The sequence below is a fragment of the Candidatus Caldatribacterium sp. SIUC1 genome, from assembly GCF_051549785.1.
Classification (GTDB): Bacteria; Atribacterota; Atribacteria; order Atribacterales; family Caldatribacteriaceae; genus Caldatribacterium.
The window spans coordinates 889929-903668 of record NZ_CP189974.1 but is presented as its reverse complement, the minus strand read 5'-3'; the positions used below and the strand labels follow the sequence as shown (position 1 = coordinate 903668).

The 13740-nt window shown below is 56.2% G+C and carries 13 protein-coding genes and 1 other annotated feature; of the genes, 1 reads left to right on the top strand and 12 read right to left on the bottom strand.

The genetic code is table 11. The annotated features are described in order from the left end of the window. Position 1: 1 nt before the first annotated feature. Together aroF and rlmN are read right to left on the bottom strand one after the other, a co-directional pair. A complete protein-coding gene (aroF, locus tag ACP6EK_RS04550; RefSeq protein WP_438318531.1) occupies positions 2-1018 on the bottom strand; it encodes a 3-deoxy-7-phosphoheptulonate synthase in 1017 nt (338 codons plus the stop codon). Beyond that, entirely contained in the window at positions 975-2069 is a 1095-nt protein-coding gene (rlmN, locus tag ACP6EK_RS04545) for a 23S rRNA (adenine(2503)-C(2))-methyltransferase RlmN (protein ID WP_438318528.1), read from the bottom strand. The genes aroF and rlmN overlap by 44 nt, the downstream gene beginning before the upstream one ends. 74 nt (positions 2070-2143) lie before the next feature. Here rlmN and ACP6EK_RS04540 point away from each other — a divergent pair, with 74 nt between their 5' ends. Next, positions 2144-2500 carry a TraR/DksA family transcriptional regulator gene (locus tag ACP6EK_RS04540; RefSeq protein ID WP_438318526.1) on the top strand — a complete coding sequence of 119 codons (357 nt, stop codon included), beginning with the start codon at positions 2144-2146 and terminating at the stop codon, positions 2498-2500. 54 nt (positions 2501-2554) lie between these two features. Here the strand turns inward: ACP6EK_RS04540 and speD are convergent, their stop codons facing one another. The 10 genes from speD to ACP6EK_RS04490 form a co-directional block, all read right to left on the bottom strand. Next, positions 2555-3007, bottom strand: a complete 453-nt coding sequence (gene speD / locus ACP6EK_RS04535) for an S-adenosylmethionine decarboxylase (RefSeq protein WP_438318523.1) — start codon at positions 3005-3007, stop codon at positions 2555-2557. Positions 3008-3273: 266 nt separating this feature from the next. Next, positions 3274-3696: a hypothetical protein gene (locus ACP6EK_RS04530; protein WP_438318520.1), complete on the bottom strand. Its 423-nt coding sequence runs from the start codon at positions 3694-3696 to the stop codon at positions 3274-3276. 48 nt (positions 3697-3744) lie between these two features. Further along, entirely contained in the window at positions 3745-4428 is a 684-nt protein-coding gene (locus ACP6EK_RS04525) for a flavin reductase (protein ID WP_438318518.1), read from the bottom strand. A gap of 11 nt (positions 4429-4439) precedes the next feature. Continuing rightward, entirely contained in the window at positions 4440-5972 is a 1533-nt protein-coding gene (locus ACP6EK_RS04520) for an FGGY-family carbohydrate kinase (protein ID WP_438318515.1), read from the bottom strand. 47 nt (positions 5973-6019) lie between these two features. Further along, positions 6020-7507 carry an acetyl-CoA carboxylase biotin carboxylase subunit gene (locus ACP6EK_RS04515; protein ID WP_438318512.1) on the bottom strand — a complete coding sequence of 496 codons (1488 nt, stop codon included), beginning with the start codon at positions 7505-7507 and terminating at the stop codon, positions 6020-6022. Positions 7508-7513: 6 nt separating this feature from the next. Further along, on the bottom strand, positions 7514-9247 hold the full coding sequence (gene oadA, locus ACP6EK_RS04510; protein WP_438318509.1) for a sodium-extruding oxaloacetate decarboxylase subunit alpha: 1734 nt from the start codon (positions 9245-9247) through the stop codon (positions 7514-7516). Between the two features lie 98 nt (positions 9248-9345). Beyond that, positions 9346-10662 carry a TrpB-like pyridoxal phosphate-dependent enzyme gene (locus ACP6EK_RS04505; RefSeq protein WP_438318506.1) on the bottom strand — a complete coding sequence of 439 codons (1317 nt, stop codon included), beginning with the start codon at positions 10660-10662 and terminating at the stop codon, positions 9346-9348. A gap of 18 nt (positions 10663-10680) precedes the next feature. Then, a complete protein-coding gene (locus tag ACP6EK_RS04500) occupies positions 10681-11478 on the bottom strand; it encodes an ABC transporter ATP-binding protein (protein WP_438318503.1) in 798 nt (265 codons plus the stop codon). Between the two features lie 3 nt (positions 11479-11481). Then, entirely contained in the window at positions 11482-12408 is a 927-nt protein-coding gene (locus ACP6EK_RS04495; RefSeq protein ID WP_438318500.1) for an ABC transporter permease, read from the bottom strand. A 34-nt stretch (positions 12409-12442) separates the two neighbouring features. After that, positions 12443-13450 (bottom strand): ABC transporter substrate-binding protein, encoded by a 1008-nt coding sequence (locus tag ACP6EK_RS04490; RefSeq protein ID WP_438318497.1) that lies wholly within the window; start codon positions 13448-13450, stop codon positions 12443-12445. 43 nt (positions 13451-13493) lie between these two features. Beyond that, positions 13494-13702: a binding site (T-box leader), on the bottom strand. Positions 13703-13740 lie beyond the last annotated feature (38 nt).

Sequence of the window (13740 nt, the reverse complement as noted above, 5' to 3'; positions counted from 1 at the left end):
CCTACATTTCCCTCCCCATGATGACCGCGAGTTTCCGGAGCTCCTTCATGAGCGTGGCGAACTGGTCCGGAGTCAGCGACTGAGGACCATCGGAAAGCGCCTCAATGGGGTTGGGATGAACCTCAACGATGAGACCATCAGCACCACAGGCCAGCGCCGCAAGGCTCATCGGAATCACGAGGTCACTCCGCCCTGTCCCGTGACTCGGATCCACAACGATAGGAAGGTGGCTCTTCTTTTTCACAAGAGGCACGCAGCTCAAATCAAGGGTATTCCGGGTTGAGGGCTCAAAGGTCCGGATACCTCGTTCACAGAGCACCACCTGGTAGTTCCCCTGGGCGAGGATGTACTCTGCAGACATCAAAAGCTCATCTACGGTGTTCATCATGCCCCGCTTCAAAAGTACAGGTTTCCGGAGTCGCCCAACCGCCTCAAGAAGGCGGAAATTCTGCATGTTCCGTGCCCCAATCTGAATCATGTCCGCGTACTCAGCCACGAGAGGAAGCTCCTCAATCCCCAGAGCTTCGGTGACAAAGGGAAGTCCCGTTTCCTCCCTGGCCTTGGCCAGAAGCCGCAAGCCCTCTTCTCCAAGCCCCTGAAAACTGTAGGGGGACGTTCTGGGCTTGAAGGCTCCACCACGGAGAATCTTTGCCCCTGCTTCCTTCACCCGGTGGGCTACCTCAACGATCTGGGCCTCGGATTCAATCGCGCAGGGACCGGCCATCACCACGAATCTCCCCGGCCCAATCTCCACATCCCCTACCCGAACCACCGTGTCCGTCTCCCGGAACTCCCGGCTTGTGAGCTTGTAGGGGGTGAGGATGGGGATCACCCGCTCCACGAAGGGGAGGACCCCAATTTTCTCCTCCAGGTTCACCCCCCGCTCATCCCCGATGGCGCCAATAATCGTCCGCTCAACCCCCTGGGAGATGTGCACTCCAAATCCCAGGCGTTTCAGTCGCCGCACAACCTCGTCAATTTCCTGTTGCGTTACACCGCTTTTCAGGACAATAATCATCCGCCACCTCTCCCCTCAAACCATGAATGCGATAGAGCTCTCCACAGGCCGCCTGAATATCCCGCCCTCTGGACCTTCTCAGCGTCACCGGTATACCGTGCTTTTGCAAAAGCGCTGCAAAAGCTACAGCACGCTCCGGCGGAGAAGGCACAAAGGGTGTTCCTTTGATCCGGTTCCCCGGAATGAGATTCACATGGACAAGGAGTCCCCGGAGAAGCCGGGAAAGCTGCAAGGCATGCACCTTGCCATCGTTGAAGTCCTGCCACAGGGTGTACTCTATGGTGACCCGCCGGCGGGTCAGGTGAAGGTACTCCCGCAAAGCGGCGAGCACCTCCTTTAGAGGATACGTCCTGTTGAGCGGAACAAGGAAGTTCCGCAGGTCATCAGAGGGAGCATGCAGCGACAGCGCAAGGTTCACCTCTGGCCAGTCCCGGGCAAGCTGGAGCATCTTCTCCGGAACCCCCACCGTGGAAACCGTAATCCGGCGCGACCCGATCCCGAAACCCTCACGACTCTGAAAGACCCGAAGAGCCCGGGCGAGCTCTTCATAGTTGAGCAACGGCTCTCCCATACCCATGAACACCAGATGGGTGATCCTCTCTCTTTCGCTCTGGCTCACCCGCCAGGCTTCCTCCACGATTTCGTCAGCGGTGAGCGAGCGGCGGAATCCTGCCCTCCCCGTGGCGCAGAACGGACAGCGTACCGGACACCCAACCTGCGTTGAGAGGCACACGGTGTACCATGATCGCTGAGGAATGGCCACAACCTCCACCGAATCCCCCTGGGGGAAGACGAGGAGGAACTTCTTCGTCCCGTCAGAAGAGGTCCGGACTTCGGCAATTCGTGTTGTCCCAAGCACAAAGGACGCCGAGAGCTTTTCCCGCAATCCCAGGGGGATATCGCTCATATCCTGGAACGACGACACCCTTTTCTCGTAAACCCACCGGAGAATCTGCCTTGCCCGGTATGAGGGCTCTCCCTCGCGCCCAAGCCAGGGCACAAGGTCCTCAGGGAGCATGCCAACAATGTTCTTCTTCACGTTCTTCCTCAAAGGGGCAAACTTCTCCGTACCGTAATTTTACAACACTCGCAGATGGTTTAAAATATACCCGGGAAGTGAATGCGATGGATGAGGAGAAGAAAGCCCAGTTTCAGGCGGAGCTTCTGAGGCTCCGGAAAGAGGTCACCGAGGCCCTGGCACGAAAAACCCAGGATGTGCACGGTCGTGCGGGGGGAGAAGCCCTGGATGAAGCCGATATGGGGAATGCCACGCTCTCCATGGAGCTTGAACTCTCTTCAAGGAGGATGCTCCTTGAGACCCTTGAGATGATCGACAAAGCCCTCCGGAGAATTGAGACCGGAACCTATGACACCTGCGAGATTTGCCGGAGGAAAATCCCCCTGGAACGCCTGCAGGCCATCCCCTATACCTCGTACTGTGTGGAGTGTCAGGCCAAACAAGAGGCCCAGAGAAAAAAATAAGGGCGAGTGGTTTCTGCTCTTTTCCCACTCGCCCCGCTACACGAATGTTGTGAGTCAAGTGTGCGCCATTTTCCCAAGCATCTCCAATCGCTCCTCCAAAACCAGAGGAATGCTTGAAAAAAGGTCTCTGGGGTACTCCACGCCCCGGTCAAAGACCTGACGGCGGAACTCCACGAGACGGAAGTACTCTACAAGCCCCTGAACCGCCTCATCAACGTCAAAGGGCTTGCAGGAGAAGATGTCCACACTCACGTACCGCCGGGCAGGGAAGGTGTGAACGCTGATGTGGCTTTCGGCAATGATGACGATACCAGAGATGCCGCTCTCCTCGGACGTGGCCCCCTGATACCGGAACACGTACGGTGGAGTGACTTTGGTCATGCCCATGTACTTCGGGAATTCGTCCAGGAACTTCCTAATGCGGTCCACATCTCCGATGATTTCAGGGTCTGAGCTCCGACCATCCAGTACAAGGTGCATGCCCACCTCCAGGGTTTCCTTCTCCATCGCGCATCCCTCCCTTCAAGAACTCCCCAAGGGTGAAAGGAAAAATCCCCCCAGCGCCACCTGGGGATAGATACCCGAGCAAAAACAATGGTCACGGTGCTTCAAGCACCGTGACCATTGGACTATTCACTTCCCAAGGATAGAAGGAACACCGCTTTTCAGCTCACAGCGCATCTGGTGCTCCCCCTCTCACGTCAGAACATATACCTTTCCCCCAGGATGTCAACGACCTGGGGAGAAATTTCTCGGGCAAGCTGCTTCCGGTTTCAAGGCCTCATTTCCTGAACCCCGAGGATTCTTACCACCTCGAGGAAAATCCAGGGAACGCACCCCGGGACGTTGCAGGAACGCTCCATCACCCTCCCCTCCACCCGGACGAGGACACACCCTGTGAAGCTTGCCTCATAGTAGCCGTCTAAGGTACGTCGAAGGTCCTCTCCCCCCTGGGGAAACTCAAGGTGCACTGTGGACTCGCTTTCCTGCAAAAAGACATGGCAATCCTGAGGGTACACAGCCCCGGGAACCTGCGGACAGGAAAACCGCAGGCACCCCTCAATGACCACCCGTTTCCCCACCCATGCCGGAAGCTCGGAAAGCGCAACGGTGGGGACGGTCTCCCAAGATCCACACCCAAGGAGCGCTAAGGTGAGAACCAGCACAAGGAGGACAATCCCGCTAAAACCCCTCACGTTCTCTCCCCTCCCTGGAAAATCAAGGGTTCGAGAGGGTGTAGCATGCTACACCCTCTCGAACTGGTCTTTACCTACCCCACAGATCGGACAAACCCAGGTCTCGGGAAGGTCAGCAAAGCGGGTTCCCGCTGGAATCCCCGAATCGGGGTCTCCGAAACGGCTATCGTAAATATAGCCACAGACCTTGCAGCGGTACCGTTCAACCTCCCTGGGCTCTACCTTCTCTTCTTTGTATGTTGCCGCTCTGCGGGGAACTTTGCCGCCCTTCACATCCCGGTAGTACGCGTAGGTCATGGGAACAGCCAAGGAGTTCACAAACTCTGCTTCCACAACTTCCCCAAGAAAGAGGGTGTGCGTTCCCGCATCCAGACGGCTGACTACCTTGGCTTCAACGTAAGCTACGGTGTGCTCGGAAAGAATAGGCATACCTGTCTTCCCGAAAACATGGGACACCTGGTCGAACTTCCTCGTCTCCCTGCTACTCCGAAAGCCAAAAAGCCCGATGAGCTTAAGCGGCGTATCCTGGTCAAGGACCGACACCGCAAAGTACCCGCTGTGTTCCACGAGCTCACAGGTGGCATTGTCCTTGTGAATGCTCACCACAAGCTGTGGAGGAAAAGCGGTCACCTGCACCAGGGCGTTCACGATACAGCCCCCCAAGCTCTCTCCAACCCGAGCGGCAACCACGTACATGCCGCAGTTTAAGGAAAAAAGGGCCTCAAGGTTCACGAAAACTCCTCCTACACGAGCTCGGCGAGTTTCTTCATGACATCCTTCGTCCTTTCATAGAGTTCCCGGAAGAGGGCATAGTACTGGTCATAGAGAGCCTTCCTCTCCGGGTCGACCTTGATGACCGGCCGGAAACTCACCCATTCTTTAATCCGCTCGGGTTTATCGATGACCCCGGTCCCGAGCCCCGCAAGGAAAGCGTCACCAAAGGGTGCCTCGACGTCTTTAGAGAGGCGCTTCATATCAAAGCCGGTGACGTCGGCAAAAATCTGTACCCAGAACGAGGACCGGGCAACTCCACCGACAATCCAGCACTCGGGATTGAGCTTCATGCCCGTTTTCAGGGCCTCTTCCATGTTGTGCCGGAGGGCGTAGGCTGCCGCCTCGAGCATGGCTTTGTAGACGTGAGCCCGGGTATGGTAAAGAGAAAGTCCAAGGATGGTCCCCCGGGCATCTGGATCCCAGATGGGGGAGCGCTCTCCCATGAAGTACGGAAGGACGATGATGCCATCGCTTCCTGGGGGAATGTCCCGAGCCTGGAGCTCAAGCAGGGTATACGCTGGGATACCGAAGTCCTTCTCTGCCTCCTTTTCCAGGCGGCCGAATTGATCCCGGAACCAGCGAGCCAGAGCCCCGGAAGTCGCACTTCCACCAAAGGTATAGATGAGCTGGTCATCGTACACCACGTAGGGGAAGCTCACTAAAAAGGGCGTGAGGTACGTCCCGTCGTGAACCGTTCCCCAGCACATTGAGGTCCCTGCCATTGCCACGTGTTCCCCAGGACCGAGGACACCTGCAGCAAGCTGAGCCACCGGGGCATCAATACCTCCTGCCACAATGGGCATGCCGCTTAGAAGACCCATCTTTTCGGCGAACTCTTTCTTGAGCTTCCCCACGATTTCAGAGGACTTGTAGATTTTTTCCGGGAGCATTCTTCTCGGAATGCCGAGGATTTCGCACATCTCATCGGACCAGGTCCTCTTGCGAATATCGAAAACCCCGCCGATGTTCCCCGCCGAGGAGTAGTCGGTAGCCAGCTCCCCGGTAAGGCAGTACACCACGTAGTCCTTGGGGGTGACGAACTGGTAAATCTTTTCCCAGACCTCGGGCTCGTTGTTCCGGATCCACATCATCTTGGTGAAGCCGTAGTAGGAATCCACGTAATTGCCGGTGATACCAAAGATTTTCTCCAGAGGAACGTTGTCCTTCACCCACTGGGTTTCCTTTCGGGCCCGACGGTCCATCCAGATGAGGCAGGGACGGAGCGGCCGAATATCCCTGTCCACCGGAATTCCCGATCCCCCGTAAAGCCCGCTGATGGCAAGACCCGCGATATCCCTGGGGTTCACCTTGGACTTCTCCACGCAGCGGGCCACGGTTTTCACCACGGCATCAAGCCACACATCGGGCCACTGCTCTGCCCAGGAGGGCCGCGGTGTAATCACGTCGTACTCGACGAAGGCATCGGCAATGAAATTCCCCTTCTCGTCCACCATGACCGTTTTCGTACCGTTTGTGCCGATATCGGTTCCAAGAAGGTACATACGTTCACCCCCAACCCTAAGGAAAAGTTTGACAATATTGTAACATGCTACTTCGTCTTTTTCTCTCCAGAGGCAAAGTGTAAAAATGTTTCCACTCCGGCAACCGCCGCAGCGGCTTTTGCCTCGACACGGAAGATTTTCTGGAGTTTCTCCTGAAGAGGCTGCTCTTCAGCCATAATGCGCTCCATCTCTGTAAAGAGCGAACTCTCCTCGCTGATAAAGTGCGTGGTGAGCTCTCCACGGCGGAACCGCTCGTTGGCCAGGACCGCTTTGTGGAAAGGAATGTTGGTCTTTGGACCGACAATGATGTACTCGTACAGGGCACGTTCCATTCTCCTGATGGCCTCTTCCCTGGTCCTTCCCCAGACCACGAGTTTAGAAATCATCGGATCGTAGAAGGGAGGAATGGTATAGGAGGTGAAAACGCCCGAATCCACCCGAACACCAATCCCTCCCGGAGAACGGTATCCAACGAGCTTCCCCGGAGAGGGAGCGAAGTTATTCAGCGGGTCTTCGGCATTGATACGACACTCAATGGCGTGTCCCCGAAGCACCACGTCCTCCTGACGTATGGACAGAGGTTCTCCCGCAGCGATACGAATCTGCTCCTTCACAATGTCGATACCGGTGACCATCTCGGTAATGGGATGCTCCACCTGGATACGGGTGTTCATCTCGATGAAATAGAAGTTTCCCTCGCTGTAAATGAACTCCACGGTACCGGCATTCACGTAATTCACCGCTTGTGCCGCCCGAACGGCAATGGCACCGATTCTCTGGCGCAGTTCTTCGGTCATGACGGGTGACGGTGCCTCTTCAAGGAGTTTCTGATGCCGTCGCTGGATGGTGCACTCCCGCTCTCCCAGGTGGATGACATTCCCGTAAGCATCGGCAAGAATCTGGAACTCGATATGGCGAGGGTTGGGTACATACTTTTCAATGAAGATGCTCGCATCCCCGAAAGCGGAAAGCGCCGTAGCCTTAGCCTGTGCCATCGCCTGCTCAAGTTCCTGGGGAGTGTGGACGATCCGCATGCCGATGCCCCCGCCACCAGCTGCAGCCTTGATGATGATAGGGTACCCTATGTCGTCCGCGATACGCAGTGCCTCTTCGAGGGTCTCCACCTCTCCATCACTTCCCGGCACAACCGGAACGCCTGCTTCCTTCATCATCTTGCGGGCGACAATTTTGTTCCCCATGAGCTCAATAACCCTGCTTGAGGGACCGATGAAGACGATGCCTTCCTTTTCACAGGCATAGGCAAACGAAGGGTTTTCGGCCAGGAAACCATATCCGGGGTGGATGGCATCAACCTGAGCCCTTTTGGCAATCTGGAGAATCTTTTTGATGTTGAGATACGTATCCCGGGGGTGGTTCCCTTCAAGAGGATACGCCTCATCAGCGTAGTACGTGTGGATAGCATGTCGGTCTACGTCAGAGTAAATGGCCACCGACTGTATCCCAAGCTCCCGTAACGCCCGCATGACCCGCACGGCAATTTCAGAACGATTGGCCACCAGAACCTTTCGGAACATAGAAGTTCACTCCACAACCATAATGACATCGCCAAAATCCACGATCTCCGTCTCGTACACGTAAATCTCCTTCACCACACCTTCAAAGTCCGAGTGAATCTCCGTTTGCATCTTCATCGCCTCAAGTACGGCAACGGTCTCCCCCTTTTGCACTCGGTCTCCGACCTTCTTTTTGAGCGCCACAATCATCCCCTGCATGGGAGAGACGATGGCCCCTCTGGGGATTTCCCGGGGTCTTACGGGGGTTTCCTTCTTTTCCTCCTCCACGCGGGTGACCGAAAGCACAGGCCGAACCTTCACGTGGAACTCCTCGCCATCCACCGTCACCACAAACTCATCGGGAACGCCGTTGACGGCTACAGTCCCCACCTTTTCCCCGGAAGCCGGAGCGGGAATCTCCTCAGGCACGAGCTCGCACCGGAAAAACTTCGCCGCAATCTGCGGATACATGGCGTAGGTGAGGATGTCTTCCTCGGAGTCTACAGGAAGACCGAGGTCCTGCACTTCCTGTACAATCTCCTCCCACTCAGGTTCCAGGAGGTCTGCGGGACGCACGTCAATGGGTTTCTCGTCTCCAATGACTCTCTTCAGAACCTCTTCCTTGATCGGGGCAGGAGGCTTCCCGTAATGCCCAAGACAGTACCGCTTCACTTCCTCGGTGACCTTCTTGTACCGCTCGCCCATAAGGACGTTGAGCACCGCCTGAGTCCCCACAATTTGACTCGTCGGCGTCACAAGAGGAGGATAGCCCAGATCCTCCCGAACCCGGGGAACCTCCTCAAGTACCTCTCGGTAACGATCCACAGCCCTTTGTTCTTTCAGCTGGGAATAGAGATTGGTAATCATCCCGCCCGGGATCTGGTGGATGAGCACGCTGACATCGGGACGTTCGGCGACAGGCGTGATGAGTGCCTGGTATTTCTCCCGTACTTTGAGCCAGTAATATCCGATTTCTATGAGCTTTTCTAAATCAAACCCCGGGTCATAAGGTGTTCCTTTGAGACATGCCACCATGGGTTCAAGCGGTGGCTGTGAAGTCCCTCCAGCAAAAGGGGAAAAGGCACAGTCGATGATGTCAACCCCTGCCTGACAGGCAGCGTAGTAACTCACCATACCCATGCCACTTGTGGAATGGGTATGGAGGTGTACAGGGACACGAAGGCTTTTCTTCAAAGCAAGGACAAGGTCATAGGCTGCCTGGGGAGAAATGATTCCCGACATATCCTTGATGCAAATGACATCGCACCCCAGTTCCTCGAGTTTTCCCGCAAGCTCCACAAAGGACTCGATGGTGTGTACGGGGCTTATGGTGTAACATATGGCTCCCTGAACAATGGCTCCTGCATCTTTGGCGACCTTTATCGCCAGCTCCATATTCCGGATGTCGTTCAGGGCGTCAAAGACCCGGATGATATCGATGCCGTTCTTGACACACAGGGGAATGAACCGCTTCACAATATCATCGCTGTAATGGCGGTACCCCAGGAGGTTCTGCCCTCGAAGTAGCATCTGCAGAGGAGTTTTCTGCACCCGTTCTCTGATTTTCCGGAGCCGGTCCCAGGGGTCTTCGCAGAGGTACCGCATGGCAGCGTCAAAGGTCGCTCCACCCCAGCATTCCAGCGAATAGAAACCGACTTCGTCCATCTTCTCAAGGATTGGCAACATGTCTTCGGTGCGAAGCCGTGTGGCGATAAGTGACTGGTGGGCATCGCGAAGCGTGGTATCCATGATTTTGACCATGAAGCCTTCCCTCCTCAGAGGGTGATTTTGACTAATTATAGGGAAGGGGGAGGAACAACGCAAGGGCTTGAAAAAGCGGGGCAATTTGCCCCGCTTTTTCATTTTTCGTGGTTCACATCGGGGAGTTTCCCGGAAAGATACTGGTCGTAAGCTCCAAGGTCAAGGAACCCGTGACCACTGCAGTTGAAGAGGATGACCTTTGCTTCACCCGTTTCAGCACACCGTTTCGCCTCTTCGACCACCGCCTTGACGGCATGGGCCGTCTCAGGAGCCACCACAAAACCCTCGGTCCGGGCGAAAAGCACCGCCGCCTCGAACACCGCATTCTGGTGGTAGGCCTGGGCTTCGATGAGGCCGGCATCATACAGGAGGCTGATGATGGGGGCCATCCCGTGGTAGCGCAATCCTCCCGCATGGATGGCCGGGGGGATGAACTCGTGACCCAGAGTGTGCATCTTCAAAAGTGGGGTGTTCTTGGCCACATCGCCGTAATCGTACTCGTACCGTCCCCGAAGGAGCGACGAACACGCTACCGGTTCTACGGCAATTCCCCGGAAGTTCTTCTTCCCCTCGAGTTTATCCCGCATAAAGGGCAGGAGGATGCCTCCAAAGTTGCTCCCCCCTCCCACACAGCCCACGATGATATCGGGGTATTCACCAATTTTCTCAAGCTGGAGCTTTGCCTCTTCCCCGATAATGGTCTGATGGAGAAGCACATGGTTGAGCACGCTCCCCAGGCTGTACTTCGAGTGCGGCGTGGTCACTGCATCCTCAATAGCCTCGCTGATGGCAATACCAAGGCTTCCCAGAGAGCTGGGATCTTTCTCGAGAATATCTCGACCGGCTTTGGTGCGAGTGCTGGGGCTTGGGTACACCTTTGCCCCCCAGGTCTCCATGAGGACCCGCCGGTAGGGTTTTTGCTCGTAACTCACCCGCACCATGTACACCGTGCACTCAAGACCAAAGAACTGACAGGCCATGGCGAGAGCCGATCCCCACTGTCCTGCGCCGGTTTCTGTGGTCAGACGTTTTGTGCCGTCCTTTTTGTTGTAATAGGCCTGGGCGACCGCAGTGTTTGGCTTGTGGCTTCCTGCAGGGCTCACTCCTTCGTACTTGTAGTAAATCCGCGCCGGGGTATTCAGAGCCTTTTCCAGCCGGCGAGCCCGCACAAGAGGTGTCGGTCGCCACAGACGGTAGATGTCGAGGACCTCTCCCGGAATATCGATGAAACGGCTGGGACTCACTTCCTGCTCGATGAGGCTTGGCGGGAAAACGGGCGCAAGGTCTTCAGGCTTCACCGGTTCCATCGTCAGGGGATGGAGCGGCGGATCCAGAGGGCGGGGAAGATCCGGGAGGATATTGTACCACACGGTGGGCATTTCCCGTTCGCTCAGAAGAATACGGTTCTCGTTCATCCCTTTTCCCCCTTTCTTCTATGAGGAGAGCAGTGCTCTATCCTCTGCGAATTTCTTGTGACGCAGCTCGCTGAAACGCTCGAGGAGCTCCTGGATGGTCATCCTCTTCCGCTCCTCACCGAAGATGTCGAGAACCACTTCACCCTCGTCCATCATGAGGGTGCGGTTCCCATACTGGAGGGCGTCCTGGAGGTTGTGGGTGACCATGATGGCGGTGAGGGCGTTCTCCTCAATGAGGCGCGTGGTCAGCTCCATGATTTTCTCCCCCGTCTTGGGGTCGAGGTTCGCCGTATGCTCGTCAAGAAGGAGGATCTTGGGGTTGCCAAAAGTGGCCATGAGAAGCGCCAGCGCCTGCCTCTGACCCCCAGAGAGAAGGCCAACCCTATCTTTGAGCCGTCTCTCAAGGCCAAGGCCAATTTCTGCCAGCCGTTCCCGGAAGTACGCTCGCATCTTTTCACTGATGGCCATACGGATGCCCTTCCTCTTCCCCTTGAGGTACGCAATGGCCAGGTTCTCCTCGATGGTAAGACTTGCGGCCGTTCCCTGAAAGGTATTCTGGAAGACCCTGCCGAGGTACTTTGCCCGCTCATGGGCTGGAACGGTGGTCACGTCGCGGCCGTCGATGAAGATGCGGCCGCTATCGGGGAAATACGTCCCGCTAATGAGGTTGAGCAGCGTCGTTTTCCCCGCACCGTTACTCCCGACCACGGTCACGAACTCTCCCTTCTGCACCTCGAGGCTTAAGTTCCGCACCGCCCATCGCTCGTCCTGAGTATTTCGGAAAAAGTACTTGTTCACCCGGTCGAGTTTGAGCATAGCTCACGCCTTCCCAAATTTCTCTTTGAGAACCGGAAAAGAAAGGATGACGATGACAAGAATCCCCGTAAAGAGCTTCAGGTCATAAGGCTTGAACCCGATGCTGTAGCCCCAGTTCAGGGCTACAGCAGTGGCAAGACGGTACACCACCGACCCCACGATGACCTGCAGGGTCATCATGAAAATCGTTTTCCCCCGCAAGAGCACCTCCCCCACAATGACTGAAGCAAGGCCCGAGATGACCATACCGATGCCCATGTTGATGTCCACAAAGCTCTGGTACTGGGCAAACATGGCCCCAGAGAGCGCCACCAGGGCATTGGAAAGGCTGATGCCGATGAGCTTCATATCGTCAGGATTAATTCCCTGGGTCGCCACAAGGGTCTCATTGTCCCCTGTTGCCCGGATGGAAAGGCCGATTTCCGTTTGCAGGAAGGCATCAAGGAGGAACTTCAGAACCACAAGCAGGGCGAAAAGGAAAAGGAAACGGACGTACACTTCGGGAATGGTGGAGAAGGCATCCCGCAGGATCACAAAGATCGTCCGGTGCCCGAGGTTCTCCGAAAGCGAAATATTTGGCCTCCCCATAATCCGGAGGTTTATGGAATACAGGCAGATCATGGTGAGAATGCCCGAGAGAAGGGCAGGAATCCGGGAAAAGGTGTGGAGAACGCCGGTGAAAAGCCCTGCTAAAGCCCCGGCTGCAAGGGCACTCACGACACCCGCTACTGGGCCGTACCCCCGGTACATCATAAGGGCAAAGACCGCCGCCCCAAGAGGGTAGCTCCCATCAACGGTCAGATCGGGAAAGTTCAGGCACCGGAAGGTGATGAAAACCCCCAGGGCCAGAATGCCAAAAAGTAACCCTTCCTGAACACTGTAGAGGAAGAATTCCCGAATACCCAGGCCTCCTTCCGTAGCCCCGCGCAAAGAGGCGAAGTCCTCCTTACGCGGGGCCCTGCCATCACTCAACCTTACCGAAAGTAACCTCTACACCCTCTTTCTTCATCTCCTCAACGAACTGCTGCACTTTGACCTCGAGATCCGCCATGGACAGACCCAGAGCATCCACGGTCTTCTGATTCACAAGGAGAGAGAGCTTCTTTGCGAACTCTACCGGGATATCCCCAGGCTTCTCCCCCTTGAGAATTCGGGCCACGATGTCCGCAGTCTGCCTCCCATGGAGGTAGTAGTCAAATCCAAGGGCGCAGAGTGCTCCCTTGCCAATGGTCGTCGGGTCAGCAAGAATCAGAGGGATTTTGTTGGTCAGACACACGTTCCCCACCGCATCCAGAGCACTGACCACGGTGTTGTCCGTTGAGACGTAGATGGCGTCGACCTTCCCCACAAGGGACTGGGCAGCCATGGCCACGTCGGCCGTGCTCGTTACAGTCGCCTCCACAAGCTCAAGGCCAAGCTCGGCGCAGGATTTCTTGGCGAGTTCATTGGTGACCACAGAGTTCACTTCTCCCGCATTGTAGAGTGTCCCAATCCGCTTTGCCTCAGGGAAGAGAAACTTGATGAGCGCAATCTGCCGCGCCACCGGGGTCATATCTGAAATTCCCGTGACGTTGCCACCGGGTCTTTCCAGGTCCTTGACGAGTCCAGCACTCACCGGATCGGTCACGGCGGTGAAAACAATGGGGATATCCTTGGTGGCGTTCACTGCCGCTTGCGAGGTCGGCGTGGCAATGGAAACGATGAGGTTCACCTTCTCGGTGACGAACTTCCGGGCAATGGTGTTGGCCGTAGCCACATCACCCTGAGCAGACTGGGCGTCATACTCGATGTTTTCGCCCTCCACGTACCCATAGACTTCCTTCATGGCGTCGATGAACCCCTGACGAACGGCATTGAGCGCCGGATGGTCGATGATCTGCATGATCCCAATCTTCACCTTATCCTGGGCCAGAGCCCCCAGAGACATCCCGAGAACAAAAAGCACGAACACCGCAATGCCTATCTTTTTCATGCTCAACCCCCCTTCAAAGCGTTTTACAAAAAAGCCCCTCGCCACCAGGGACGAGGGGCAAACTCGCGGTGCCACCCTTCTTGGGCTCATCACCCCACTCTGCTCCTCTACCGGGGAAAACGGCACAGCCTACTGTCCTTCGGCCTGCTCCTCAGGGGCCCATTCATCTCCATCTCCCTGCCGGGCTCCCACCTTCCCCCGGCTCTCTTTGAGGAAGACCCGGAGACTACTCTTCCCCTTCCCAGGATTTCCTCTTGACCTTTCTCTGGGCTATCTTTATTATACGCAGA

Excerpts from the sequence above, each read along its gene's own strand:
- aroF (WP_438318531.1), bottom strand. The coding sequence starts at position 1,018 with ATGATTATTGTCCTGAAAAGCGGTGTAACGCAACAGGAAATTGACGAG.
- ACP6EK_RS04540 (WP_438318526.1), top strand. The coding sequence starts at position 2,144 with ATGGATGAGGAGAAGAAAGCCCAGTTTCAGGCGGAGCTTCTGAGGCTC.
- speD (WP_438318523.1), bottom strand. The coding sequence starts at position 3,007 with ATGGAGAAGGAAACCCTGGAGGTGGGCATGCACCTTGTACTGGATGGT.
- ACP6EK_RS04520 (WP_438318515.1), bottom strand. The coding sequence starts at position 5,972 with ATGTACCTTCTTGGAACCGATATCGGCACAAACGGTACGAAAACGGTC.
- ACP6EK_RS04515 (WP_438318512.1), bottom strand. The coding sequence starts at position 7,507 with ATGTTCCGAAAGGTTCTGGTGGCCAATCGTTCTGAAATTGCCGTGCGG.
- oadA (WP_438318509.1), bottom strand. The coding sequence starts at position 9,247 with ATGGTCAAAATCATGGATACCACGCTTCGCGATGCCCACCAGTCACTT.
- ACP6EK_RS04505 (WP_438318506.1), bottom strand. The coding sequence starts at position 10,662 with ATGAACGAGAACCGTATTCTTCTGAGCGAACGGGAAATGCCCACCGTG.
- ACP6EK_RS04500 (WP_438318503.1), bottom strand. The coding sequence starts at position 11,478 with ATGCTCAAACTCGACCGGGTGAACAAGTACTTTTTCCGAAATACTCAG.
- ACP6EK_RS04490 (WP_438318497.1), bottom strand. The coding sequence starts at position 13,450 with ATGAAAAAGATAGGCATTGCGGTGTTCGTGCTTTTTGTTCTCGGGATG.